The sequence below is a fragment of the Myxosarcina sp. GI1(2024) genome (assembly GCF_053543375.1).
Window position 1 is genome coordinate 1 of record NZ_JBKGTY010000011.1, and the last position, 25621, is coordinate 25621.

At 39.1% G+C, this 25621-nt stretch carries 21 protein-coding genes; 8 read left to right on the forward strand and 13 right to left on the reverse strand.

The window, feature by feature from the left end:
• Positions 1 to 223: 223 nt before the first annotated feature.
• The 12 genes from ACLFKQ_RS26040 to ACLFKQ_RS26095 all read right to left on the reverse strand — a co-directional run bounded on the left by ACLFKQ_RS26040 (position 224) and on the right by ACLFKQ_RS26095 (position 16162).
• Entirely contained in the window at positions 224 to 1186 is a 963-nt protein-coding gene (locus ACLFKQ_RS26040) for a sulfotransferase (protein ID WP_449002586.1), read from the reverse strand.
• Positions 1187 to 1241: 55 nt separating this feature from the next.
• Positions 1242 to 2675 carry an O-antigen ligase domain-containing protein gene (locus ACLFKQ_RS26045; protein WP_449002587.1) on the reverse strand — a complete coding sequence of 478 codons (1434 nt, stop codon included), beginning with the start codon at positions 2673 to 2675 and terminating at the stop codon, positions 1242 to 1244.
• Positions 2676 to 2775: 100 nt separating this feature from the next.
• On the reverse strand, positions 2776 to 3978 hold the full coding sequence (locus ACLFKQ_RS26050; RefSeq protein WP_449002588.1) for a glycosyltransferase family 4 protein: 1203 nt from the start codon (positions 3976 to 3978) through the stop codon (positions 2776 to 2778).
• Between the two features lie 56 nt (positions 3979 to 4034).
• Positions 4035 to 4892, reverse strand: coding sequence for a sulfotransferase family protein (locus ACLFKQ_RS26055; RefSeq protein WP_449002589.1), 858 nt, complete (start codon positions 4890 to 4892; stop codon positions 4035 to 4037).
• A 44-nt stretch (positions 4893 to 4936) separates the two neighbouring features.
• Positions 4937 to 5800 carry a sulfotransferase family protein gene (locus ACLFKQ_RS26060; RefSeq protein WP_449002590.1) on the reverse strand — a complete coding sequence of 288 codons (864 nt, stop codon included), beginning with the start codon at positions 5798 to 5800 and terminating at the stop codon, positions 4937 to 4939.
• A 60-nt stretch (positions 5801 to 5860) separates the two neighbouring features.
• The gene (locus ACLFKQ_RS26065) at positions 5861 to 6877 is read right to left on the reverse strand and encodes a glycosyltransferase family 2 protein (RefSeq protein ID WP_449002591.1); all 1017 of its coding nucleotides are present in this window, start codon (positions 6875 to 6877) and stop codon (positions 5861 to 5863) included.
• 410 nt (positions 6878 to 7287) lie between these two features.
• On the reverse strand, positions 7288 to 8364 hold the full coding sequence (locus tag ACLFKQ_RS26070; RefSeq protein ID WP_449002592.1) for a glycosyltransferase family 2 protein: 1077 nt from the start codon (positions 8362 to 8364) through the stop codon (positions 7288 to 7290).
• Positions 8365 to 8410: 46 nt separating this feature from the next.
• Positions 8411 to 9694 carry a glycosyltransferase gene (locus tag ACLFKQ_RS26075; protein WP_449002593.1) on the reverse strand — a complete coding sequence of 428 codons (1284 nt, stop codon included), beginning with the start codon at positions 9692 to 9694 and terminating at the stop codon, positions 8411 to 8413.
• Positions 9695 to 9993: 299 nt separating this feature from the next.
• Positions 9994 to 11844, reverse strand: coding sequence for a heterocyst formation ABC transporter subunit HepA (gene hepA / locus ACLFKQ_RS26080; protein ID WP_449002594.1), 1851 nt, complete (start codon positions 11842 to 11844; stop codon positions 9994 to 9996).
• A gap of 21 nt (positions 11845 to 11865) precedes the next feature.
• On the reverse strand, positions 11866 to 12801 hold the full coding sequence (gene hepC / locus ACLFKQ_RS26085) for a heterocyst development glycosyltransferase HepC (RefSeq protein WP_449002595.1): 936 nt from the start codon (positions 12799 to 12801) through the stop codon (positions 11866 to 11868).
• A gap of 20 nt (positions 12802 to 12821) precedes the next feature.
• Entirely contained in the window at positions 12822 to 15011 is a 2190-nt protein-coding gene (locus tag ACLFKQ_RS26090; protein WP_449002596.1) for a GumC family protein, read from the reverse strand.
• Positions 15011 to 16162: a glycosyltransferase gene (locus tag ACLFKQ_RS26095; RefSeq protein WP_449002597.1), complete on the reverse strand. Its 1152-nt coding sequence runs from the start codon at positions 16160 to 16162 to the stop codon at positions 15011 to 15013. The genes ACLFKQ_RS26090 and ACLFKQ_RS26095 overlap by 1 nt, the downstream gene beginning before the upstream one ends.
• A 690-nt stretch (positions 16163 to 16852) precedes the next feature.
• On the opposite strand from ACLFKQ_RS26095, the gene ACLFKQ_RS26100 reads away from it, so the two are divergent.
• The 7 genes from ACLFKQ_RS26100 to ACLFKQ_RS26130 all read left to right on the forward strand — a co-directional run bounded on the left by ACLFKQ_RS26100 (position 16853) and on the right by ACLFKQ_RS26130 (position 23878).
• A complete protein-coding gene (locus ACLFKQ_RS26100; RefSeq protein ID WP_449002598.1) occupies positions 16853 to 18211 on the forward strand; it encodes an ATP-binding protein in 1359 nt (452 codons plus the stop codon).
• A gap of 22 nt (positions 18212 to 18233) precedes the next feature.
• Positions 18234 to 19382 (forward strand): glycosyltransferase family 4 protein, encoded by a 1149-nt coding sequence (locus tag ACLFKQ_RS26105; RefSeq protein WP_449002599.1) that lies wholly within the window; start codon positions 18234 to 18236, stop codon positions 19380 to 19382.
• A gap of 152 nt (positions 19383 to 19534) precedes the next feature.
• Entirely contained in the window at positions 19535 to 19729 is a 195-nt protein-coding gene (locus ACLFKQ_RS26110) for a hypothetical protein (RefSeq protein ID WP_449002600.1), read from the forward strand.
• A gap of 294 nt (positions 19730 to 20023) precedes the next feature.
• On the forward strand, positions 20024 to 21280 hold the full coding sequence (gene coaBC / locus ACLFKQ_RS26115) for a bifunctional phosphopantothenoylcysteine decarboxylase/phosphopantothenate--cysteine ligase CoaBC (protein ID WP_449002601.1): 1257 nt from the start codon (positions 20024 to 20026) through the stop codon (positions 21278 to 21280).
• Positions 21267 to 21455 carry a DUF4089 domain-containing protein gene (locus ACLFKQ_RS26120; RefSeq protein WP_449002602.1) on the forward strand — a complete coding sequence of 63 codons (189 nt, stop codon included), beginning with the start codon at positions 21267 to 21269 and terminating at the stop codon, positions 21453 to 21455. Before coaBC ends, ACLFKQ_RS26120 begins: the two co-directional genes overlap by 14 nt.
• Positions 21452 to 22810 carry an AtzE family amidohydrolase gene (locus ACLFKQ_RS26125; protein WP_449002603.1) on the forward strand — a complete coding sequence of 453 codons (1359 nt, stop codon included), beginning with the start codon at positions 21452 to 21454 and terminating at the stop codon, positions 22808 to 22810. The genes ACLFKQ_RS26120 and ACLFKQ_RS26125 overlap by 4 nt, the downstream gene beginning before the upstream one ends.
• A 213-nt stretch (positions 22811 to 23023) precedes the next feature.
• On the forward strand, positions 23024 to 23878 hold the full coding sequence (locus ACLFKQ_RS26130) for an MOSC domain-containing protein (RefSeq protein ID WP_449002604.1): 855 nt from the start codon (positions 23024 to 23026) through the stop codon (positions 23876 to 23878).
• Between the two features lie 32 nt (positions 23879 to 23910).
• Here the strand turns inward: ACLFKQ_RS26130 and rpsF are convergent, their stop codons facing one another.
• Positions 23911 to 24267 (reverse strand): 30S ribosomal protein S6, encoded by a 357-nt coding sequence (gene rpsF / locus ACLFKQ_RS26135; RefSeq protein ID WP_449002605.1) that lies wholly within the window; start codon positions 24265 to 24267, stop codon positions 23911 to 23913.
• A gap of 500 nt (positions 24268 to 24767) precedes the next feature.
• Between rpsF and ACLFKQ_RS26140 the strand changes: the two genes are divergently transcribed.
• Positions 24768 to 25562, forward strand: a complete 795-nt coding sequence (locus ACLFKQ_RS26140; RefSeq protein WP_449002606.1) for a fumarylacetoacetate hydrolase family protein — start codon at positions 24768 to 24770, stop codon at positions 25560 to 25562.
• Positions 25563 to 25621: the final 59 nt, after the last annotated feature.

Consider the following 25621-nt stretch of genomic DNA (forward strand, 5'->3'; position numbering starts at 1 on the left):
ATTTACGTTTGTTAAATACTACAAGTTTGTCTTAAGTTTTTGCAACAGTACCCTTGCACCTGAATCCTTACTAATTGGCATTATTAAAATTCAACTCTATTATTTTAACTCTATTACTAGCTAGCTTTCATAAAAAACTTTAAGATAGTCCGATTCTATCGAGTTTTTCTCGGTTGAGTTTGTCTACAACTGGGTAAAACTAGGAAGTTTATCTTTAATGCTCTTAATCTATTGTAAAAGTCTTTCGCTCATATACTTGTAACGCAACGTCTTTGACAATCTCAAATATTTCTCTCCGTTCTTGTAAAGTCGTCGATTCTATAGTAGTTTTAAATATATCAGCGCTATTTCTTCTAAAGTCTTGAACTTTTCCCGATCTCGCTCTTGCAGAATTATTACCAGTAGTTAATTTAAGTACTTTATTTTTAATCGAGTTTGACCAGGGTAAATCTAATTTTTCATAAAGATTTTTAAACGTGGCAACTGATGATTGACTTAATTCTTCATGGGTAAAAACCTGCCAATCAGGATGTTTACTTGCTTGTGTCAAAAGCACTTTATAACTAGCACGCCAGTAAGCAGCAGCAGCCATAACCGAATTATTAAATTTACATTCCATAAAGCTTGCTTCGTCATAGAAATAATCTCTAATTAAATGAGTTTGGTCGTTAATCTCTTCTAGTTTGGGCCACCAGTTTACTCGTTTGAGACTAGCAATAAAAGATACGGGATGCTTAATAATGATTACGGGTTTAACAGCGAAGTGCTTATATAAATATTCTGCTAATAAATTGCCAGTAGGATCTTTAATTACTGCTGCTTGGTGAAAAATATTTGGTTTAGCTAAACGAAGATAAAAAGGTCCTCTGCTGCCAACAGCAAGTTTAATTACTCTCGTCAGTAGTGGATCGCTTTTAGGATACCAGGTTCTTAGCTTAAAATCGTAGCTAAAAATAGACTTAGTTAGAGTGTGAAACTCCTTCATTTCTTCGGTACTCAAGGTAGGTTCTACGTATCGATACCATTTTTTCATTCCTGGAATACCGCACAGAGGATTAAAAGGCTCATGAATATAATCCACTTGTAATGGAAGGCTTAAAATTTTTCCGACGAATGTAGTGCCACTTCTAATTACCCCAGTCACAAAAATCCAATTTTTGATTCGATCTACTGCTAACTTAAACATTGGCTGTAAGAATTTTAATGGTTTTAAAATAGAAATATTTTTTCGCTCGTTTGAATCAAGTAGTCGGCTTGGTTAGTGCAGATTTTAATTGAAATAAATAGTGCTTTTGACTTGCCAGACTAATTCCCAAAAAACTCCAAAAAATCAAACCTATTGTCGAGGAAAAAATATAGTTAAATCCTATTTGTGCTAAAATTCCCACGCAAATAGCTTTTGTAGCAACGCTAAAAGCATCAGATTTGTTGATTTTTGCATAAAACAGCTTGAAAAGCATCACACCAACACCACTTAGTAAAGGTATGATTCCCAACCAGCCAAAAATAAAGAGTGTGGGTAAAATGGCCCCATCATTTTCACCAAAACCAGCTAGATCTATTTTGTATCCCAAACCTTTGCCAACTACTTCCTGGATAGCTAAACCGAATAAATCTTCATAAGCTGATAAACGAGTATTCAAACTAGTGTCAGTTTCAGTATTAGACAGAGTTTCTAGCCGAGACATGATAGTATCTGAAAAAGGTTCGAGATTAATTAACGGCAGCATTACCAGCACGATGAGCGTAATACTGACAATTATCTTCATTTGGGTACTAGATTTTGCAGAAGAAACAAAGATAAATAGAGATATCAACCAACCCATCCAAGCAGCTCTAGCTCTAGAGAGTAAAAAACTTAGATAACCGAGTATATTAGCTGGTAAAAACCAAGTTTTGCTGCGATCGCTAAATAAAAGAATTAATCCTGCCATCATCATAGTGGCGAAAGCTTGCGGGGAATTCATCGAACTCATTACCCTGATACCAAAAGGTTCTGCTACGCCAAAAGTCTTGACGTCTTCCATGTCAAACCAAAATTGTTCCCATGGTGGCGCAGTACAAAATTGGATTATTCCATACAGTCCCGTGAAAATTATTCCCCATAAAAAACTTTGCTGAATAACTTGGCGATATTGAGGATAATTTTTCCAATTAACGTACAAATAAAAACCAAAACTCATCGGACAAACCCAATCCAAAAAATTAACTATTGTTGTATCTAATGGATGTTGGATCAGTCCGATTAAAAATGCATATGCTAACGCGCCAAAACAGATAATAAAAGGTAAATTCTGTTTGTAATTGCGTATTTTAGGTAACTCCCGAACTATAGTGAGGTAAGTAATCATAGTGACTAACAAAGGAGTAAAAGTCCAAGGTCCAGGAGTCAAATAGCCGCTTTGGTAGTCAATGATACGCCGAATTAGGGCGCCGAAAAACCAGATCCAAAAAGTAAAGCCGATATATAATGCTGGAGCACGAAAGTACAAAAATAAGCCGACAGCAACCGAACTCAAGGGAAATAACAAAATCAAGAATTTGCCCAAGCCGGCTAAAAGAAACAAAGACAAAAAACCGATCCAGCTAAAGATTGCTTTCCAAGCTGTCGTCGGACGAAAAAGTAAGCTAAGAAATTTTTGTTGCTTTAAACTATTACGAATCGAACTTGGCATAAGAGCAGTAGAGAATAAGTTATGACGATCGCTGGTGAGCTATTAGGAAAAGTGACGCTCGGTTGCGATCTATCGAGTCGTCACTTGATTTTAAACCCTTTTAACCTCTGTACTTGCTCGCAGAACCAGATATAGAGTTCATTTTTTGACTTTGTTTCAATTGTAAGTTTTGTTGATATATCTTCAAGCTTTGTCGGGCAATACAATTCCAGCTATATCGCTGAGCGGTAGCGCGAGCATTTTGTCGCAAACGTTCGAGATAATTTCGATCTTCGATCGCTCGTTCTAAAGCCCGCTCGAGACCAATGCGATCGCGTAATGGAACTACAATAGCATCATGACCATCTTTGACTGTCTCTAAAGCTGCTGAATGAGCTGTGGTTATGGGAGCTAAGCCACAAGCCATTGCCTCAAGTAGAGATAGGGAGAAGCCTTCCGAAAGAGTGGGAAACAGTTTAATCTGATGTCCTCGAAGTAGAGTGGGTAATGTTTCATGAGTGTAACGCGGTATAATGGTAATGCGATCGCAAACCACGGGATCGAAGTCTGCATAAATAGGCTCAATACTGGGACATTCACGACACTCTGTCCCCAAAAAAGTCATTTCTACGTTAGGGTATTTTAGTAATATGGCATTAATAGCTGGCGAACCATATTTAATGCCCTTTCGAGGAATGTAAGTACCTATTTGAGCGATGCGTATGGTGTCTTGTGGGTTGAGCGACAATGATTCGAAAGGTAGATTGAGAAACGTTTCGGGAATTCCGTTAGCAACTAGATGAATATTTTCAGCTTTAACACCTAACTTATCAGTCACATATTCCCGTTCCTGACGATTGAGCAAATAAACCAAATCTGCGCTTTTTAAAGATGTGGCTATTTCTGAGAGGTAGATACTTCCCCGATACAAAGGATATTTCCAGCTTAACTTTGCATTTCCTTCACGAACATCTTTGACATACTGTTGATGCAAAAGATGTTCTAATCCATGACTTCTCGTAACCAACAAAGGAGGTTTAATGCTGAATTTTTGCAAAACTTGTACCCAGAACCAGATATCTCCTGTAGAGGCATCAACTATATCTAAACCAGATTTTGCTGATATTGATGCAATACGAGCGGCTACGAATTCGGGAAATAGAACTCTTTTAACTAGACGATGCATTCTTTTAGGAAGATCGTCCATAGAAAGATAATGTACTTCATGACCCAGCTTTTGATATTCCGCTCCTAGCTTGGCGATACTTCCGGCAGCCCCAGAATTAGGGTCGAATTTTTCATGAATGGTAAGCAGAATTTTCATGCTCTGAGATTAGATTTAATCGACATTATTAATTTTCGATAGCTATTGTTTCGGAATTAGATGTCTAAGTTCCATTGAGAAACATCAAAGCCATAAATTCGATCTAGTTTTTGTAAATCGTCTTTCAACTCTGCTAAGATATGTTTTTTTTGTTGGTTAGATAGCTTGAGATAGTATTGATTTTTTTTACCAAACAAGTTATGAATTGCCTGCTTGCAATTTGTCGGCAATTTACATGCTAGAGAGCGAATATTTTTTTTCATCGGTATATTCAATCCATACCAATTTATTCTAATTTTTTTGTTATTGCTATCGTTATAAATGCTGGACAAATTTTGAAACTCGTAGCCGGGATCTATATCTAAAAAACAACAGACTTTTCGCATTAATGTCACAGGTTTTTGTTTTAGATCGCTAAAATTTAGTAGCAGAATGCTATCGCTAGGAAATCTTTGATAATATGGGGCTATCTGCATCGAATATCTAGATGTATCAAGAATTTCGCGGTCTAGCGCCTCAACTGTGGAATCAGGTATTGCTTTGCTTTTATAGGCTATGCCATGGGAATAGTGAGACTCTATTCTTTTTAAAGGATTTCTCAAGATATAAATAAATTTGAAGTTGACAAATTCTTTGTACTTGGCTATTTGTTCGGCAGCATTTAAAACATTTTCTAGAGTAACTCTGGTATAGCTTACTGAGGCTTCAATTGCTATTTTATGTGTACTGGGATCCCAAGTCCATAAACTTTGATAATAATCAAATCCTCTAGATAGACGACTTTGGTAAGAAAAAAAATCAGGTTCTTTATTGCTACAGGGACATACTTGTGGATGCTGCGCCAAATAATTAAATAAGCTGGTTGTTCCCCCTTTCATCGTGCCGATAATCAAACCAAAATTGTCAATTTTCATTATTTTTAAGATTTAGAGTAACATGACTAAATCTGCTCGTACATTTAAGTTTTTATTTGCCATTTAGAAATGTCAAATCCATGTATATCCTGCAATTTGTCTAAATCGGATTGTAGTTCGCTCAAGACTGAAATTTTCTGTTCTGGGGATAGTCTAATATGGTCTTTGACTTGACGACCAAAAATACTGCGAAATAGCTTTTTTTGTTCGATAGGTATCTTCTCGCTTAAAGTCTTCATAGTTTTGGTTTTTCTGATTTTATACCATCCAGGCAATTTAATCGTCGTTCTAGATTCTCCCCGATTGTGAATCGTGTTGAGATTGTCAAAATTATACGTATCGTCTATAGCCAAAAACTGACAAATTTTTTGCAATACGGCTTGAGGTTTTTGCTTTAAATCTACAAAATTCAAGAGTAAAATTTTCTCGGCAGCAAACCTTTGATAGTATTCCTCAATCTGCATGGCATATTTACTGGTTTCTAAGACTTCGCGATCGATTCCACCAGCTAGGCTTTTCGCCGTTTCTCCAAAACCCCAGGCACGACCATGAGTATAGTGCGATTCGATTCGATCTATAGGATTTCTCAGAATGTAAATGAATTTAAAGTCAACATTGTTATCGATCCTGTAGTGATATATATTTTCTGCTGCATTGAGAAATTGAGGGTGAGTAACTCTGGTATATGCGGTAGAAGCTTCGAGAGCTATCTGGTGATTAGCTCTGTCCCAATCCCATAGACTTTGATAATAGTCGAAACCTTTGGCTAATTTAGCTCGATCCGAGAAGAATTCTGGCTCTTTTTCAATACACGGTGAAATGGCTGGATGCTCTGCTAAGTAATTGAACAAGCTAGTAGTTCCGCCCTTCATAGTTCCAATAATTAAAGCGAAATTATTTATTTGCATTTTGGTGTTTTAGTCAGTCTGCGATTCCTGTTAAATCTTCATCTTTCATCTTTCTCAGTTTTATCCCGTCTTTTTAGCTGTTAACCCCCTATAGTGGTAGCTTTCTTGATAAGCAATAGAAGTCAAATATTTTATGTATTTGTAGACTAGGCTAGCTGGCATAAACCCTAAAAAGCTATGGAGAATTGTATATAATTTGGCACCGTTTTTTAGCATAGAACTATCGGGACGGAAAGAAGGATACAGGGTAATGGTTTTTCTTAACAAGTTTAAGTATTGCTTGAGACTGAGGTGAATACTGCCAAACAGCGCGACCCTAAAACAAGCATAAGCCAAAGCTTTTTGGAATTTATCTGATAATTTATTTAGTTTTTGCAGCTTTCTTTCTACTTTTTCAATCACTAATAAACGATGAGTCCATAGTTTACTCTTATCAGCAGAAATTTTGCGATCGCTATTATAATATCTATATACTGTAAAGCAGTCAGGCTGATAAACAAATTTAACTCCATCTATAGCTAAATTTAGAAAAAAATCTATGTCTTGCGCCGCTTGAAGATTTTCGTCCCATCCCTCACTGTTAGCTATTGCTTGACGTTCGATCAAAGGACTAGCAGTTTGAATAAAATACTCAAAAGATAATAGAAATTCCAGCATATCATCATGAGGTCCACAAGTTTGAAGTTCACTGGAGTAACTAGTTCCATCCGTTGAGTAATATTTGCAGATTACATTTCCATAAACTAAATTGGCATTTGTCTTTTCTAAGCAACGAACCTGCTTTTCTATTTTTTCAGGTAATAGATAATCATCAGCATCTAGATACTGAATATATTGACCGCTTGACAGAGCAAAGCCTCTGTTTCTGGCATGATTGCCTCCTCTATTCTGTCCAGTTTCCCAGATCACTCGATCTCCATAGCTTTTGATAATTTCTAAAGAATTATCGGTAGAACCATCATCAATGATAATAATTTCTATATGAGAATAAGTTTGATTTAAGCAACTATCAATTGCTTCTTTAATCCACTCGCTTTTGTTATAACACGGTATAATTACAGATACTAGTTTGTTCATATTGTTCTACCCAATATTCTGCCCAATATAATAAATTGCTAAAACTGTTATAGACTATTTATTTATTAACCTCAATCATTTAGCAGATACAAATAGTAGATTAAGATAAAAGTATTATCATTCACTGCTGGCTAGGAAATAAAAAAAAATTATAGCTCTGTTCGATAAGATATCTCCTATACTTAAGTTGCCTTGAACGGGATAGAGTCTAGCTGCCTGACATAAACACAAATGACTCAAAACCATATTCGGCGCTGGTTTTTCCGTCCAACCTCAAAGCAAACACCCGATTCTAGTTAAATATTCACTCTACTGCAAGCCACAAACTTAGCCACTGTAAAAATTCCGCTTTGGGGGAAACTAGAAGTTTTACATCGATATATCAAACAGTCTAGGCTAGAATTCCGAGTTCAAACTCGTTCGAGTACTTTAGCTGGTTGCGGTGACGACTCTAATAACTCTTTTCGAGCTGCAAATTGCTGACGGGCGTGACGATAGGTAAGATAGGGATTTAATACTTTTTTATCTAATACCCTCAAAATTTTACGCAAGTATTTAGGATTTAAGCCTAAGCTAAGACGACGGCTGAGTGGTGTAATAATTTGCTCTCTCCGCCGCCATCCCAACTTTTTATATTTGCTTTTGAAGTAACCATCGATTTCTAAGTTCCACTTTTGGCGTAAATGTTCCAAACTGTTTACAGTCCAGGCATCACTCCAACGAAGCATAAAATAGTGAATGTCTGTCCAGTCGAGAGAACCTTGGACGTAGGTCATTATCGAGTTGGGTTCGAAGTAAACGGTTTCTCCAGCTGCAGTAACCGTCATACAAAAATCGAGATGTTCTTTAGTGTTGAGCATGGCTTCATCAAAAGTACCGACGCGCTCGAAGACATCACTACGCACTAGCATACAGTGAAATTCTGTTAGTTCTGTAGGCATTTGCTTGAGTCTCGGTCGTACTTCCGCTACTTTCTGACCTTGTTTGTACATTTTTTCACGGATATGCAGCTTACCATGAACATCAGTGACAATGTGAGATTCTCCGCCAGCAAAATGAACTATTTCGTGTAGCGGTAGATTTTGACACATTAAAGGTCCGACTATTGCTGCTCCTGTCTCTTCAGCACAGGTAACGAGAGGCTGTAGCCAGTTTGAGGTTAAAATCACATCATTATCCATAAAAACTACGTATTTGGTCTTGACGTAGCTCAAACCTAAATTTCGAGACGTATTAGGAGAAAGATAATGGTTAGAGCGCACTAGTTGGAAATTTTTAGTTTGCGCCTGCTCTTGAAGATATCGTGCTATCTTAGGAGGCGAATTACCGTCTACATAGACTAGCTGGAACGGAATTTTGGTATGTTCGTAAATACTTTCTAGAGAGTCTTGAGTACAGCTAAAGCGTTCGCGGGGGACTACCACGATAGTTACTTGAGGTTTTTTGTCTGGAGAATGGGTCATAGTTTCAGCTATTGAATTCAGCATGAGTTAGTTGTTTGAATTAAAAGGGTAGTACTTTAGCGAGTAGAGATTAAGCTACTAGTAGTCGTTCGAATTTCAGACTATCTGTTTCTGAGGACAATAGTTTTCGGTAAATTTCGATTAACTCATCATTGAGCTTTTCAATGTCATATTTAGCTTCGACTCTGGCGCGACCGGCTTTACCCATTACCGACCAGTATTCTGGATGTTTGATGAGATAAGAAAGCTTGTCTGCGAGTGCTTCAACATCTCTTTCTGGAACGAGAAACCCCGAAACTCCATCGAGTACTAACTCTGGTATCCCGCCGTGTTTGGTACTGACAACAGGTAATCCCATTGCCATTGCCTCTTTTAAAGTATTAATCGGAGCATCACTATCTCCGCTAGTTGCCTTGATGCAAGGAGCAAGAAATAGGTGGGAGCGATCTAGTATGGCGATAATTTCTTCCTGGTGTTTGGCTCCTGAAAATTTGACAAAATGCTCGATTTTAAGTTTTTCTACTAATTCTTGCAAAGTTGCTTTTAAAGATCCATCGCCGACGATTTCGTATTCGATGTGTTGAAATTTTGCTGCCAGTTTAGCAACGGCACGTATACCATATTCAATTCCTTTTTTTTCTACCAACCGCCCTACGGTAATCAGTCGAATTTTGCCATCAGGAGCTAAAAACCGAAGTTTATAGGCAAATTTACTACAGTCTATTCCCGAACCGTGAACGATAATTTTCTGGGGATTGCAGCCTAGCGAAATTGCTCTTTGTTTGAAAAATTCGCAGTTAGCTATAAACAAATCTGCCTCGGCAAATAGTCGCTGGTACACTCGGCTGTCTTGTTTTTGAATATAGCAACTAACATCAAAGCCACGAAAAGTAACGATGAAACGACCTTGAAGTAAACCACAGTCACGAAAAATCTGAGCTATCGGACCTAACTGACCGAATTGACAGTGTACTATGTCATAAGAGCGATTGCTAAGAAGCCCGATTGCTTGGTAAAACAAGCGTAAAGAATATGCAGCTCTACCATATTTAAAAATATTAAATAGAGGCAAACAAGTTAGAGAACCTCGTCTCAAATATGTTAACCATAACCCTATAGCTTTGAGAACTCGCCAGAAATAGTTTTTGGGTAAAGAAGGGGAATAATGGGTCCGTTCTAAAAGCCGATACTCTTCTACGATAGGGTGAATTTTATTCAAATTATCTTCTCGGTGAAGAATTCCGATAGGATGAATGTGAACTTCATGTCCCCGTTTCAGTGTCCCGATGATTTGATTGATAATAAAGGTTTGCGATAAAACTGGAAAGGATTCAACGATATAAGCAATTTTCATAACAACTCATTTCATTTTATGTGAAGAGCGGTATTGGAGCTAATGTAATCAGTGCTAACTTCGATAGAAAGCTAAAAACGTCGAGCATATCTATTAAGATACCGCTCGCTGACAAAGACTTCTTAAAAATTTCACGATATTTTTCCCATCGTAGTTTGAGTTAATTATCAACTTGAGTTTACCGTATCGTTAATAAAATAGTTTATTTCCCAGCGCCGTTAGCGAATTATGGCTTGTAAGCTATGAGATGTTGCAATGCCTTTGCCTTATCTTCCCTATCGCTAAATCGCAGCTTGATATCAAGTAAATTCATGCTGCATTTGATGATATTTCCAAAGTTCACCTCGTTGCTTCAATAATTCTTCATATGTGCCTTGTTCGACAATTTGCCCCTTTTCTAGGACGACTACTTTATCTGCCTGGACGATTGTAGACAGTCGATGGGCGATCGCAATAACGGTTCGATCTTGGGAAAGCTTGTCTAAAGATTCCTGAATTAGTCGTTCGGTAATGGAGTCTAAAGCACTAGTTGCTTCGTCGAGAATTAAAATTTCGGGATTGCGCAACAGAGCGCGAGCGATCGCAATACGCTGTCTTTGTCCTCCCGATAGCCGCACGCCGCGATCGCCGAGTACGGTATTGAATCCTTCAGGCATCGCTTGAATAAAAGACCAAGCATTAGATTGCTTGGCTACTTCAATGATTTTTTCTTCGTCTACCTCCTCTAATCCATAAGCAATGTTGTATTTTACTGTGTTGTTGAAGATAAAAGTTTCCTGACTGACTACAGCCATTCTACGACGTAGAGAATTAATCTCTAATTGACGCAGACTGATGCCGTCGATTAGAATTTCACCACTATTAGGGTCGTAGAATCGAGGAACTAAGTCCGCTAATGTAGTTTTACCCGCACCGGAGGCTCCAACCAAAGCAGTAGTTTTGCCTCTTTCAATCGATAGAGTAATATTTTTTAGCACCAAATCTTCTTCTGGCTCGTAGCTAAAATCTACCGAGATAAAATCTATTCCTCGCTTCAATCCAAAAAATTGAATCTCGCCATTTTTAAGATAGGTTTTATTGTCTTTCCTCAATAGTTCTTTAAGATGCTCGATCGAGCCTCGAAAACGACTTAAATGTTCTCTCTTAGCATTAATTTGGGAAACTAAAGGCATCATTCGAAACAAGACGAACATAAATGTCAGCAGTGAAGCTGCCTTAAACTCTCCCCCAACGATAAATAAATTGAATGCCACGATAACCATGACGATTAAAATCGTGCTGGCTACTGCTTCAGCTATGGGCTGTACCAATGATGAAATGGTAGCGACTTTGTCTTCAGTATTGATGATGTTTCTACTGGCTCGGTAGAATCTTTTTTGTTCGTATTCTTGGGTTGCCGAGGCTTTGACAGTTCGAATTCCATTAATAAATTCAATAGCAACCGAAGCCAGTCTGCCATTTGCTCGAGGTACGGCGAAACTTGCTTCGCGGACTCTGGCGATTAATTTAGACAGTCCTACAGATAGTAGAAAATAAAGCATCAATGCAGCCACGCTCAGTGACCAAGAGATCCAAAACATGGAAACTACGTAAGCCAACATAGTAGAAGTACGAGTAATCAGCCCAGAGTAGATGTCAACAGCAGCTTTAAGCTGATTGATTTCTGTAGTGATGCTGTTAATTAGTTCTCCCGAGCGACTGCTGGAATAATAGCTCAGGCTCAAACTTTGAAATTGATCGAACAAACGTTTGCGAATGCGATCGCATAAATTAGATTGAGAAAGCCTGAGATTATAGGCTCCAATGTACTGTAATGAGGAGCGTAACCATACAGCGCCTAGAATCAGCGCAGATAGGCGATAAATTCGCGCCCCTGCGGTCGCCTCAGTCGCCAATACCCAAACATCGAACCATCTGATGCCTGTTTGTATGGGGGGTTCGTTGGGGTTGGTCAAACCTTGTAAAAAAGAAGCAATTAAACCTACCGTAGCTCCTTCAAAAACTGCAGCAAGCAAAGTACAGGTCAATGCTAGAATAGCAATCTTACGAAAATGTTTGAGTTCGCGCAGAATTATGGAGTTATCTCGCCAAAATTCGGTCGCTTTTACTAAGTTACCTAATAAAAAAGCAAATTTAAAGCTTATTAGCATTCTTACACAGTAAAGTTAAAATTAATAGGCACCAAAACTAGAAAATACTCTAGGTACGCTCATCAGTAAGATTTTTAAATCTCTTTTCAAAGTCCAGCCTTGGAGATACTCTAGATCGCAATTAGTAACTGCATCTAACTCTAATAAATTAGAGCGGTTTTCTACTGACCAAGCACCTATAATTCCAGGTAATACATTCAGTCTTTCTTTTCTGGTTTCTCCCAAGCCTAAAGCATCATTTAAAGCCCAGGGACTAGGTCCTACCAAGCTGAGTTCCCCTTTAAGCACGTTCAACAATTGAGGTAATTCATCAAGACCGTATTTATGCAAAAACTGTCCGATTGAGGTAATGGGGAGCTCCTCTTCTCGCTGGTACAACCCTCGATCCGTGCTCGAGAGCTGATGGTGCTGAGGTTGGGCATCGATGACCATCGTGCGAAACTTATAAATTTTAAACAGCTTGCCTCTTTGGCCGACCCGCCATTGACGAACGAAAATCGACCCCGGTGAGGAAATTTTCATGAGTGCGGCAACCCCTAGCAGGATAGGACTGAGTATCAGCAGTAAAATGGCAGCACCACACCAGTCCATAACTCTTTTAAATTGCCAGTAAAAGCTTTTTTGCCGTTGCAGAATTTTTGGATTAGAGGGAATACGCAAAAAAATTTGTTTGTTGGTTTCGAGACAGGCATCAGCCCAAACTTTTATTCCCGTTTCTCCCAGCTTGGAATCGACACAAACTTGCTCTACAGAAGAGCGTTTCAAGCATTCTCTCAGCCACTGTTGGCGTTTTAAAGCTGGTAATATGAAGTTCTGGCGATCGCTTGTTTTTTCAATCCATAGCTTTTTTTTGCGCCATTTTAGACTACAAGGAGGCAAGTGATTATTAGTTACTCGAGTGGGAGCTAAGTCCAGATTTAAAAGTTTAGATGTGGTTAGCAAGATATTGTCAGTCATATTCGATCTTTGTGAAATTTTTACACTGTTTCGGGCAACAAATAGCGTTTTTGTTTCCTGTACTGTTTTACTACTTCTTTAGAGTCATTGGCGACTACTCCTATGACATTTAACTTATCCAGCAAACCAACAGCCTGAAGCAGTTCTGAAGCTTTTACTTGATTGAGACGAGTCATCAAAATTGTTCCATCACAGCAAGAGGCAACTTTGATTGCATCAGCCATTCCAATTGCTGGAGGTGTATCGATTAAAATTAAATCGTATATTTCTTCATAGTTACGAATTAACTGCTTAAATTTAGAGGAATTTAATAACTTGACTGGGTCGGGAGTTTTAGAACCAGCAGTCAACACATCAATTTTTTCCTCGACCGAAGATAAGTTTTGGAGATGAGGAACTACAGTTTTATCACTTAAAAAGTCAGACAGCCCGCAGTCATTATCGAGCTCAAACTTTTGATGCAAGGTAGGGCAACGTAAATCGCCATCGATAATTAAAACCTTATGATGATGGCGAGCGACGCTTAATGCCAAACCCATAACTAAGGTGGATTTTCCTTCTCCTTCTGTGGGACTAGTTATGGCAATAGATTTAAATGGTGATTCGAAACCCACTAGTTGAATGTTTTCATAAATTAAATCTAGAGATTCCCGAAAAGGTGGCCAGCGAATCAGGTCTTGTGGCTTAGTCGAGCGAGAGGACAAAAATGGAAGTCCTACGGTAAAAGGATGGTTCTGAGAGGGCAATAGACTAGGAGCAGTACCTAAAATAGGCAGATCTATTTGTTCTTGAAGCTGCTTTGAGCTGTAGATTCGATCGTCTACAGCTTCTCTCAAAAAAGCACTTACTCCTCCCAAAAAGGTAGCTACAACGACACAAATAAGTATTTCTTGCAGGGTAGTCGCTCCCGTCTCTTCTCCCAATTGCGGTGGTTCGACTACTTGCCAATTAAAGCCACCGCGATCGATTTCGATACCCAACTCTTGTTTGGCAGTGAGCAACATCTGCAATGTATCTCTTTTGGTCTGTAACTCTTGAGCCAAGTTAGCGTATTGAGCGATTATATCGGGGAACTGGTTGAGTTGTTGTCTCAATTTTTGCTCGGTTGCGGCCAAAGCGCGATCGCGCTCTTCAATTGCTGCTAGGTCTGCTTTAGCTTCAGTTAGATTTTGGATTAACTCTGTATCGGAATCAACTTTTTGTTGTTGGGGTGAAATTTCCGGTAGAGATCCTTGGGGAGTTTTGCCTAAGATTCTTTCAGCTTCTTGTCTTAACTGAGCTTGTTTGTTATTTCTTCTGGCGATTAAATCTTGAATTATGGGATTATCTTCAGTAAATCTATTTCTTTCGGCTGCTAACTGAGTTTCAATTTCTTGTAGTCGATCGAACAAAAGTTGATAGGTAGAGGACTGACTGAGACGAGATGCTGTCTGGGTACTATCAGGAGATAGATCGAATACTTGCTGTAGTTGTTCGACCCGACCTTTGGTAGCTTGATATTCTGCATTGAGAGTCGTTCTTTCTCGTTCGATATTATCCAGCATTTCTGTCAAGGTGGTGGCTTTTTGTTCGGGAGCGATCAGACCGTATTGATTCCGCAACTCTTTCAATTCGGCTTCGGCTTGGGCTATAGTTCTTTTGGCTTCGGGAATTTGGTTGTCAATAAAGCTGAGTCCTTCTTGAAGTCGTTTCTGTTGTTGCTCTAAGTTGTAGTTGAGATAAACTTCTCTGATAACTTCTAAAACTCTTCGGGTCTTTTCGGGATCTTCGTCAGAATAAACTACTTCAAAAATTTTGGTGTCTGTATTTTCTCCTTCCTCTTCTTTTTCTACTAAACGATCTAGAATGAGAGATTTTTTGATAGTTTTGACGCTTATCTCCGGATATTCAGCTTGTAATTTTTCAACTGCCTGCTGCAATAATTCGGAGCTACGCATTAAATTAAGCTGGGTAGCATAGTCAATTTGGATGTCAGAATCAGCAAAGGTTTGTTCTGCGTCTCCAGTATTTCTATTTCCTTGATAGTTGGGCTCGACCAAAAGCTGCATATAGCTTTCGTAGGTCTGAGCTTTGCTTAAGGTCAGCGGGATTGCCGCAGCTAAAACTCCAACAAAAACTCCTGCGAACCAAAACCGGCGTCGCCAGAAAATTTCAAACAGTTTACCGTAGCCTAAATCTCCGTGTTCTTCTTCCCAGTTAACTCGCTCCATTAATTTACCTCCACTAAAGCGCGATCGCTTTCTAACTCTAGGTTAAGTTCTAAACTGTCAATGATAGATTTACCGCAAAACTCTTCGATCGTTTTTCTGACTCGTTCGAAAAATACTGCTTCGGAGAAATTATTAACTGCATGAGCCCGAATTTGATAGTAATCCCACTGCTGTTGCTCTGCGTAAAACAAAGCTGCTTGAAGAGCTTCAGGAGATTGGGGTTTAAACAAAATTCCTGTTTCTCGATTTATTTGGGTGTCGAGAATCCCTCCGGCTCCATAAGCTACTACTGGCGTACCACTGGCATTAGATTCAATAGGAACTAAACCATAATCTTCTAGAGCCGTGATTACCACTGCTTTGGCTTTCGCCATTAAGTGAGTGCGCCATTCATCGTTTACAAATCCTAGAAATTTAATGTTATCTAGAGCTTTGGCTTGCAGACGTTTTCGTTCCGGTCCATCACCAATGATTACCAAGGGTAACCCCAACCAGTTAAATGCTTCAATTGCAATATCTAAACGTTTATAACTTATCATTCGGGAGGAAATAAGATAAAAATCTTCCTTCTTAGCCGAAAAGATGAATTTTTTAGTATTTATAGGATAGTTAATTACTAAAGATTTTCTAGAATAAATTTTTTCGATACGTCGGGCTACTGTCGAAGAATTGGCGATGTATAAATCTGGTTCTTGTGAGTAAATCAAGTCTGCTTGTCGTAGTGATTTAAGTACGGGTTCGAGCAATCGCGAATACTTTTTCAGGCTGCCGTATTCCTCTAAATAGGTACGAGTATCCCATAAAAAACGAGTAATGTTGTGACAGAAGCAAATATGCATCGCTCCCGGTCGTTTCTTTACCGCTTTAGCAAAGCTAGAGGTACTGCTAATAATTAAATCGTAGTCTTGAAGGTCTAAAAATCGAAATGCTGGGTAATACAGAGGAGCAAAAATTCGAAAGCTTTTTCTGGTGCCGGGAACTTGCTGTAGAAAAGTTGTCTTGATGGGGCGATCGCCTAAGTCTATTGTCCTTGATAAATTATATACGGAGGTATAGACATCTGCTTGGTGAAAATACTTACACAGCAATTCAAATACTCTTTCAGCACCGCCCCTTTGAGTTAAATAATCATGTACTAACGCTACTTTCATTTAAACTTCTCGACTCTAAATTTCATGTCTGATAACAGAATTTACAACTAAAGTCGAGTCCTCCATACTGTTGGTAAATTTGACAAAATATCTTGTTGAAATCTTTATCTCCAGAGCAGTTAGACCATTGTAAACTTAATTTTATTAAGTTATGGTAAAAAACTAGTTATTATAACCGAGCCATTCGATCTACCCGCTCTTGGTCAATATATCTAAGAAAACTGGAAACAGAAGTATTTCTATAGGATTTCTAGGTAACTGTAAAGTGATCTGAAAGTCACCAATAACCAACAAAAGCATCAAAAGATACTTGAAAAAAAAGCCAAATGATGTACTTGATACAATAGTTGCGAATGACAAAGGCTAAAATTATCGACAACGTAAGACAGAAGATAAGCAAACTCTACTATGGTTCTAGCCTTTACATGCCAAAATTAGCACGAGTACACTTCAAATATACTCATAAGATTACTCATAAGATTCTATTGTTATCTTCTATTTTTGTTATCTGTACTAAGGAGCTTGGTAATTTCAGGTGATACATACAATACTGCAAGCTTTACGACGTATACAATTAAAGCCTCTAAAGAAGTAATTATTCATTCAGCACTGCTCGAGCGAGGTACCCCCCGATAAGTTGTTGTAAACTGAGCAATTTTTGACTTATTGTTAATCTTCATAGCTAAAATAATGATTAATAATTACTATGACTTTGACCGAGCAATCTCAATAATTGACGAAGTTATCAAACCCTATTATTTAAATAAGATACAAGAGATTATACTCAGACAAGTTTGGGAAGGAAAAACGTATTCCGAAATTGCCACTAGCTTTAACTATGATATGGAGTACGTCAAAACCAAGGGGTACGAATTATGGAAATTGCTCTCAAAGTCATTTGGTACTCAAATCAGCAAGAGTACTTTCGTTCCTTTCATGAGAAATCAGATCGATACTAGAACCAAAAGTAAGCTAACATCTTCTCAAAGCTCTCAAAAGGCAGTTTGGAACACTATAGTATTGAGCAATAGGGAGCTTTATTGGATGACTGCTCCTGAGGTTTCTAGTTTTGAAGGTAGGGGATTAGAATTAGCTTGGTTAGATACCTGGAGTCAAAACCCTAACTGCCGATGTATCGTGGTTTCAGGTATGCATGGTTGCGGCAAAACTAGCTTAGTCACCAAATTTGCCAAGCAGGTAAGCGATCGCTTTGAGTATGTAATTTGGTTTTCTCTAACAGATGCTCCTTCAGTAAAATTGTTGCTAAATAACTATCTACAAATTTTTACCTCTAGTTTGAATATAAAAACAGATGTGAGTTCCGAAAGTCTCCATCATTTACTAGCTAACGTTCTCAATTATCTACGCCAATATAGATGTTTATTAATTTTAGATGAGTTACAGGCAATACTCGAAGTAGGAGATTATACTATCTCATACCTTCAGGGATATGAAGAATACGGACAGTTACTTCGTTGTCTAATTTCAACTCAGCATCAAAGCTTATTAATTACGACTAGCTGCGTTAAACCTAAAATACTCAACTACTATTCGACCGATCGCGTATTCTTTCTCAATCTTCAAGGACTTCAACAATCAAGCATTATTAAGATATTTAGTAAAAGGTTAAAAACTAATTTAACCGAATTTCAATGGCAAAACTTAAGTAAATACTGTATGCATAACCCATTACTGCTAAGTATTGCCATCGGCAGTATGAAAAATTTGTTGCCAGAAGATATCGAGCTGGTATTAAAAGACATTTTTCTATTAAAAGAAATAGAACAGTTATTAGAGCAAGAGCTAAACTATCTATCTCTTTTAGAGAAAGAAATTGTCTATATCTTAGCCATATGCTGCTGCGAAAGTAGTATTGATGCTTTAAATGAAATTATTTCTTGCTCTCAATCTTCATCTCAAAAGTTAGAAAGTTTAAACTCTCTAAAAGACCGCTATTTGATCTTTCAAAAAAAAGATAACTATATTCTGCAACCGTTAATTAAAGATTTTGCCAGACGTAAATTAGTAAATTTAGCTATCCAAAACTAATTTTTAAGTTAACTTACAAAATATGCAACAGCGTAAAATTCTTTTTATCGACCATACGGCTGTCTTGGGAGGAGCTGAACTCAGTTTGTTAGATTTGGCAGCTGCCTATCGCCATCAAAGTAAGGTGTTGCTGTTTGCCGATGGAGTTTTGCGATCGCGTCTCGAAAGTGTAGGAGTGGAAGTAAAAGTTATTGAAGTCTCAGAAAAAGTATTAAAAATTCGTGCTTCTGGAGGTTTAAACGCACTTAAAACTATACCAGAATTATGGTTGCTGGCTGGGATCGTCGCCGAAGAAGCCAAAAAATTCGATTTGATTCACGCCAATTCTCAAAAAGCATTTGTCGTTGCTGCATTAGCAACTTTAAGAAATAGTCCTCCTGTAGTTTGGTACCTACACGATATTTTGACGGCACAACACTTTAGCGCGATCAATCGTCGGCTCGCAGTTACTTTGGCAAATAGATTTGCAGCTAAAGTATTAGTTAACTCTCAAGCTACGGGTAAAGCTTTTGTGGCTGCTGGAGGTAAGAAAGCTTTAACCAGCCTAGTTTATAATGGCTTCAACTCAAAACCGTTCGATCGCGTAACTACTCAAGAGGCACGACAGTTGCGCGAAAGCTTAGGGCTTGAAGATGTCCCAGTAGTAGGGCTATTTAGTCGTCTATCCTATTGGAAGGGACAGCATATTTTACTCTCAGCTCTGAAAGAGTTGCCTCAAATTCATGCTTTGTTTGTCGGAGATGTTTTGTTTGGCGAAGAAGAATACTTTACCTACTTGAAAAACTTAGCTGACGAACCCGAACTCAAAAATCGCGTTCATTGGTTGGGATTTCGCGATGATATACCTAGCTTAATGAAAGCCTGCGATGCGATCGTTCATACCTCTACCGAACCAGAACCCTTTGGCAGAGTTATAGTCGAAGGGCAGCTAGCTCGACGCCCTACAATTGCTTCTGCTGCCGGAGGAGCATTAGAGCTCATTGAAGATGAGATTAGTGGCTTGTTATTTCCTCCAGGAGACGCGATCGCTCTCAGTAAACAAATCCAAAAAGTAATTGGCAATCGCGATTTTGCCGATGCTTTAGCCGAACGGGGATATAACAGTGCTAAAGCTAAGTTTAACCTGGAAACAATCTTAACCAGCTTTGAAGAAGGAATATCTAAAATTTAAATTATACAAGTAATCTACGTAAATCTAATTGAGATAACTATAGCTTGTTAGTTTCCCTCCTATTAGTGGGTATTTTAAAATAGCCGTGTACGTAAAAATATTATCCAACTAGTTAGCTGGCGATCGAACTTAGGTTTAAAAGGAAGGAAGAGATGTCTAATAATAATTTAAAACAAGCTATAGGATTTTTTACAGCAGCAGTTGATGCAATTTTAATATATAATTTCAGTCAAGATTTATCAGATATCAAATTATTTATTTTAAGATTACTATTGACAATTTTTATTAGTGCGGGCGTTTGGTTAGTCATATGCTTTGTAATCGACAAAGTTAGTATCAATGAATAAAACAATTCATTAGTTGGTATATCTTTAAAGTTTTTAGAATAAAAAAAGCGGGATGTTATAGCAATAAGTTTATAAAACTATCACAAATTTACTTTGTAAGGCAAAACTAAGTGACAATAAGCTCGATGTTATAACTATTGTTGATAATGCTATAAAATCAAATTACTGAGTAGTAAAAATATTCATCTTTAACCTTTTATAGTTAGTTGCCTATTATGACGTAAAATTAGTTTAATTCTTGAAACAATTTAAAAAATAAAATACTAGCTCGCTTTTTTTCCAATAGATCTATTTATGAATGATTGGAAATTTAAACCGCCAGAAGAATCAGAGTTGGGCGATCGCGATGTCGTTTTAGAATCGACTCATCTAGAAAATCGACGCATTGCTTTACTAGTTACAGGCAGTATTGCCGCTCTCAAAGCACCCTTAATTGCTCGGACGCTGCGCCGCCACGGTGCGGATGTAGTGGCTTTTGCCTCTCCTGAAGCTCTAAGATACACTACCATCGATGCTTTAGAGTGGAGTACGACTAATTCTGTAATTACCAAGCTAACTGCCGCTGCCGAGCATCTTAGTGATGACAATCCCTTTGCTGCCTATCTAGTCGCTCCCGCAACCTACAATACTATTAACAAAATCCGCTACGGGATCGCTGACAGTGTAGTTACTGCGGCAATCGGTTCGGCGATTGGGAGAATGGAGCGAGGTAAAACCGAGGTTTTAATAGCCCCTACCATGCACGGCAGTCTCCATAACTCAATTTTGACTGAATCTTTACAGCAATTAGAAAAAATGGGGATCAGAATGATTCCGCCTCAGGTTGCCAACGGTAAAAACAATTTACCATCGGAAATGGCGATCGCCTCTGAAGTGTGCCGTGCTGTCAGTCGCTCGAGTCTGAAAAATGTTCCTATTTTGGTTACGGGTGGTGCGACTCCAGTACCGATTGACAAGATTCGCCTGCTTACTAATCGCTTTACTGGAAGACTCGGTGCATACTTGACTGAAGAACTCTATCTTAGAGGAGCGAAGGTAAGATTAATTCATGGGCGAGGAAATTATACACCCCCAGACTATCTTCCCTATCAGGTAGTTAACACATACGATGAATACCGAACTAAAGTAATCGAAGAATTACAACAGCATCAACATCAACTGGCAATCTTTTCTGCCGCCGTCGCCGACTATCAACCAGAGCGAGTATATCCAGGGAAAATTCCTAGTGGCGAATACGGGCAAACAATTAACTTGATACCGACTGCAAAAGTTATTGCTGAAGTTCGAGCTAAATTTTCCAATCTATATATGGTGACTTTTAAATATCAAGAAAATGTTTCTCATCAAGAATTAATTGCCATTGCTAATGCTAGATTACAACAAGGTTATCAAGTAATTGTAGCTAATCGCGGCGAAGAAGCAGAGCAGCAAGGAGAACAGATAGCTTACTTAGTAACTCAAAACCAAGAACCACAAAAAGTCGTAGGTAAAAAACAGATTGCAGTGGCGATTGCTAATTTTCTAGAAACTCAAGAATATGAGCGAAGTTAAACTAGACTCTACCGAATATGTCAAACAGACAGCCGAATTGATGGGGTTAGAATTAAACCCAGAGTATCTGCCTGGAGTTATTGCTAACTTCGATCGCCTGACGGAAATTGCAGCTTTGGTAATGGAGTTCGACTTATCTAAAGATCTAGAGCCTGCGCCTACTTTCGAACCATGAATCAGTATCGCGATGCGATCGCTCTATCTCGTACCATCACTAACAGAGAAATTACGGCTAGTGAAATTATTGAAATAACTTTAGCGCAGATTCAACTACGCAACCCCGAACTAAACTGTTTTACTACAGTTCTCGAAGAAGAAGCGATCGCCCAAGCCCAAGCAATCGATGCAGCGATCGCCGGAGGTAATAATCCCGGAATTCTAGCAGGAGTTCCCTTTGCCGTAAAAAATCTGTTCGATATTGAGGGTTTAATCACTCTAGCTGGTTCTAAAATAAATCGCGAACGTCCTCCAGCTACCGCAGACGCAACGGCTATTGTCCAACTCAAACAGGCAGGTGCTATTTTAGTTGGTGCGACCAACATGGATGAATATGCCTATGGTTTTGTTACCGAAAACAGCCACTACGGCGCAACTCGCAATCCTCACGATTTGACTCGGATTGGTGGTGGCTCTTCTGGGGGTTCGGCGGCGGCAGTAGCAGCAGGATTAGTACCTTTAAGCTTGGGTTCGGATACTAATGGTTCGGTTCGCGTGCCTGCAGCTTTATGCGGCGTGTACGGTTTTAAACCGACTTACGGACGGCTTTCTCGTCGGGGAATGGAGTTATTTTCCAGTAGTTTGGATTGTATTGGAGCTTTCTCCAATTCAGTTCGCGATTTGGCAGCAGTTTTCGATATTTTACAAGGGGAAGATTCCCTAGATCCCGCGTGTAGTAAAAAAATACACCAACCATGTCTACCAGAATTAGATCGGGGAATTACGGGGTTGAGAATTGCGATCGCCGACGATTATTTTCAACACGGTGCCGCACCAGAAGCGATCGCTGCAGTCAGTGCTGTTGCTGAGCAACTTCAGGTTACCCGAAGAATTACCCTACCCGAAAGCCAGCGAGCCAAAGCGGCAGCATATATTATTACGGCAGTAGAAGGAGCAAATTTACATCTCCACAATCTACAGTCTCGCCCACAAGACTTCGATCCTGCCACCCGCAATCGCTTTCTAGCAGGAGCATTAATTCCTAGTTCTTGGTACTTACAGGCTCAAAGGTTTCGCCGTTGGTACCGCCAGCAACTGCAACAAATATTTACTAAAGTAGATCTAATTCTCGCTCCCACTACTCCCTGCACTGCTACACCCCTAGGTAGAGAAACAATCAGAATTGACGGAGAAGAAATCTTAATTCGCCCTAATTTGGGTCGATTTACTCAACCGCTTTCTTTTATTGGACTTCCCGTATTATCAGTTCCAATTAAGCAGTCTAACTCGTTACCTTTGGGAGTTCAGCTTATCGCCGCTCCTTACCGCGAATCATTAATCTTACGTCTGGCTGCTGCTCTCGAACTTTTCTAGCGGGTTTAGTGGGAAAAGTGGACGAATTGAGAATTTTGCCTTAAAAAACAGAGAGTAAGATTTATTTGAGCGACAAAAAATGCGATCCCATCCCCCGTAAAAATTGCTGGTTTTTTGACATTTAAATCGTTTGCCAACTGATAACTGGCAACCTTTTTTAGGCTATCGAGCACATAGCTATTTATCTGTTTTTTGCCAGTTTTACCTCAGCTTATGATTGTCTCAGAAATTTACATTTATCCCATTAAATCTTGTCAAGGGATTAAATTGCAACGAGCGAAAGTAATGCCTAAAGGCTTTGTTTGGGATCGAGAAATGATGTTGGTTACTAAAACTGGTAAGTGTCTCACTCAAAGACAGTATCCTCTGTTGGCTAAAGTTCGGGTAAATCTCAATATCAACAATGAAACCATTACTCTGTCTTCAGAAGATGAGAGTGTTCCAGCTTTAACTTTTATTTCTACCCCGGACGGAACAAAAATGGATGTGGAAATCTGGGGAGATCGCACCGTGGCGATCGACCAAGGAGATGAAGCCGCGGGCTGGTTTCACCGCTTTTTGGAATTAGAAGAGGGAAAAGAATGTCGCTTAGTCAGACAATCATTAGATCGTATTCGTTCGGTAGACCGAAAACATTCAGTACGAGATAGCGAACGAGTTAGTCTAGCTGATTCTTATCCCTACTTGTTGACGGCAACTGCTTCTTTAGAAGAGTTAAACCAGCGTATACTTGAGATTAATCAGCAGCCACGACAGGTAGTTTCGATGAGCCGTTTTCGACCCAATATAGTCTTAACTACCGAAACACCTTTTATTGAAGACCGCTGGCAATCGATTCAAATTGGAGAAGTAAAATTTAAAGTGGTCAAACCCTGTAGTCGCTGTATTATCACTACCATCGACCAGAAACGGGGAGAAAAAAACTCACAAAAAGAACCCCTGCGAACTCTCGGTTCTTTTCGACAGTTCAGCGAACAGGGAGTTATGTTTGGCGAATATATGATTCCCCGCAATACGGGAATAGTTCGAGTTGGCGATCGCCTAAAGGTATTAAAAGTTCGCAGTTGAAAATTACTCGTGGCTGGCTAGTATAATCTCGGCTATACAGAAGCTTCTACTTCTTCGGTTACAGATTCTGGTGCTTCTTCCGTAGTTTGGGTTACCGCAGATTTCTGTTTCAACTTCAGGGTTAAATAGCGAATTACATCGTCGCTCAAACGCATCGTTCTTTCTAAAGCGGCAATTTGAGAACCATCTGCTTGAAAGTTTTTTTGAACGTAAATGCCATCGAGATATTTACCAATTGGATATGCCAATCTTCTTTTACCTTTGATGTCTATAGCGATCTCTGCTGCGCCATTTTCACTCAAGAATTGTTGATATTTGTCAATCGACTCACTTACTTGCTCTTCAGAGAGATCCGGACGCAAAATATACATTATTTCGTAGCTATTCATGGAATTAATCTCCTTATGGACGATAAGGCTTCTCAACAAATAACTGGAACGCATTACCAAGTTGGTGTGAAAAGACACCAATGTCTCACCGAGAGAAATTTCATTGCCACTACGCAAACTTCAACCCAAGAACCTTTGTCTCTAGCCGAGGCTAATGAAAACTCATACTGCCATGTTACGGCAGTTTACCCAGCAAATTCGTCCCATTAATTTGCCAAGAAGCAAGGATATATTATTTTAGCCTAATTTTTGCTGGTAAAACCTAGATTTTCGATCGCAATCGCCAATGAAGAATTTTTCAAGTTTGCTGCTGTTTTTTGATGCCGTTAACGAGCCAGGGAAAAGCAATTTAACTTTTATTCATCCAAAAGATGCTCTAAGCTATCGTTCACCACCTGGTGATGAACATAGCTTCATTCTGACCGTTGAGAGCTGACTTCTATTTTCAAGACAGGTCTATTATTATTGTTTTAATCTTTATTTCCGTTTCTTTTTTGTTTATGCCACTACGTTACGTCCGAGTTAAATCCGACCGCGAACAAATTTACTATGGGTTGCTGCAGGCAAATCGTAGTATAGTGGTATTAGATGCACCTCCTTGGTTGGGAGGACAACAAACAGATATCGAATTAGAACCAGATAGCTATCAAATATTAGCTCCTTGTGCTCCTTCTAAAATCGTGGCGGTAGGTAAAAACTATCTCAAACACGCTGACGAGATGGGTTCTCCCGTTCCTCAAGAACCATTATTGTTTCTCAAACCTCCTACTACTCTAGTTGCTGATAGTCGAGAGATTTATTACCCATCTCAATCTCAGCGAGTTGACTATGAAGGAGAATTAGCTTTAGTTATCGGCGAACGTTGCCGACACCTAACTTTGGAACAGGCAGCAAAAGTTATTTGGGGTTATACGATCGCTAATGACGTAACTGCTAGAGATTTGCAGAAAAAAGACGGACAGTGGACGAGAGCTAAAGGATTCGATACTTTTTGTCCTTTAGGACCTTGGATCGTCCGCGAACTGAGTATTGAAGCGAAACTACAAACTTTTTTAAACGATACACTCTGTCAATCGGCACCAATTACAGAAATGGTTTTTTCTCCTGCGGCGATCGTGGCTTATATTTCCCAAATCATGACTTTAAACCCTGGAGATCTGATTTTGACTGGTACTCCAGAGGGAGTAGGGGCTATGCAGCCTGGAGATGTAGTTAGAGTGGAAATTGAAGGAATTGGTAGTTTGTCTAACCAGGTAACACATTTAGTTGAAATCAAGGATCGGCGATCGCCGTAGATGTTAAAGTATCGAGAGTGATTATTTCTCGTTCGGATCAGAAGCCTGTTAAATATGAA

What these genes read in the sequence shown, in the direction of transcription:
- hepC (WP_449002595.1), bottom strand. Translation starts at nt 12,801, where the DNA reads ATGACTGACAATATCTTGCTAACCACATCTAAACTTTTAAATCTGGAC.
- rpsF (WP_449002605.1), bottom strand. Translation starts at nt 24,267, where the DNA reads ATGAATAGCTACGAAATAATGTATATTTTGCGTCCGGATCTCTCTGAA.
- ACLFKQ_RS26110 (WP_449002600.1), top strand. Translation starts at nt 19,535, where the DNA reads ATGTCTAATAATAATTTAAAACAAGCTATAGGATTTTTTACAGCAGCA.
- ACLFKQ_RS26090 (WP_449002596.1), bottom strand. Translation starts at nt 15,011, where the DNA reads ATGGAGCGAGTTAACTGGGAAGAAGAACACGGAGATTTAGGCTACGGT.
- ACLFKQ_RS26125 (WP_449002603.1), top strand. Translation starts at nt 21,452, where the DNA reads ATGAATCAGTATCGCGATGCGATCGCTCTATCTCGTACCATCACTAAC.
- ACLFKQ_RS26095 (WP_449002597.1), bottom strand. Translation starts at nt 16,162, where the DNA reads ATGAAAGTAGCGTTAGTACATGATTATTTAACTCAAAGGGGCGGTGCT.
- ACLFKQ_RS26100 (WP_449002598.1), top strand. Translation starts at nt 16,853, where the DNA reads ATGATTAATAATTACTATGACTTTGACCGAGCAATCTCAATAATTGAC.
- ACLFKQ_RS26130 (WP_449002604.1), top strand. Translation starts at nt 23,024, where the DNA reads ATGATTGTCTCAGAAATTTACATTTATCCCATTAAATCTTGTCAAGGG.
- hepA (WP_449002594.1), bottom strand. Translation starts at nt 11,844, where the DNA reads ATGCTAATAAGCTTTAAATTTGCTTTTTTATTAGGTAACTTAGTAAAA.
- ACLFKQ_RS26055 (WP_449002589.1), bottom strand. Translation starts at nt 4,892, where the DNA reads ATGAAAATTGACAATTTTGGTTTGATTATCGGCACGATGAAAGGGGGA.
- ACLFKQ_RS26140 (WP_449002606.1), top strand. Translation starts at nt 24,768, where the DNA reads ATGCCACTACGTTACGTCCGAGTTAAATCCGACCGCGAACAAATTTAC.
- ACLFKQ_RS26120 (WP_449002602.1), top strand. Translation starts at nt 21,267, where the DNA reads ATGAGCGAAGTTAAACTAGACTCTACCGAATATGTCAAACAGACAGCC.
- ACLFKQ_RS26105 (WP_449002599.1), top strand. Translation starts at nt 18,234, where the DNA reads ATGCAACAGCGTAAAATTCTTTTTATCGACCATACGGCTGTCTTGGGA.
- ACLFKQ_RS26075 (WP_449002593.1), bottom strand. Translation starts at nt 9,694, where the DNA reads ATGAAAATTGCTTATATCGTTGAATCCTTTCCAGTTTTATCGCAAACC.
- ACLFKQ_RS26045 (WP_449002587.1), bottom strand. Translation starts at nt 2,675, where the DNA reads ATGCCAAGTTCGATTCGTAATAGTTTAAAGCAACAAAAATTTCTTAGC.
- coaBC (WP_449002601.1), top strand. Translation starts at nt 20,024, where the DNA reads ATGAATGATTGGAAATTTAAACCGCCAGAAGAATCAGAGTTGGGCGAT.
- ACLFKQ_RS26050 (WP_449002588.1), bottom strand. Translation starts at nt 3,978, where the DNA reads ATGAAAATTCTGCTTACCATTCATGAAAAATTCGACCCTAATTCTGGG.
- ACLFKQ_RS26070 (WP_449002592.1), bottom strand. Translation starts at nt 8,364, where the DNA reads ATGCTGAATTCAATAGCTGAAACTATGACCCATTCTCCAGACAAAAAA.
- ACLFKQ_RS26060 (WP_449002590.1), bottom strand. Translation starts at nt 5,800, where the DNA reads ATGCAAATAAATAATTTCGCTTTAATTATTGGAACTATGAAGGGCGGA.
- ACLFKQ_RS26040 (WP_449002586.1), bottom strand. Translation starts at nt 1,186, where the DNA reads ATGTTTAAGTTAGCAGTAGATCGAATCAAAAATTGGATTTTTGTGACT.
- ACLFKQ_RS26065 (WP_449002591.1), bottom strand. Translation starts at nt 6,877, where the DNA reads ATGAACAAACTAGTATCTGTAATTATACCGTGTTATAACAAAAGCGAG.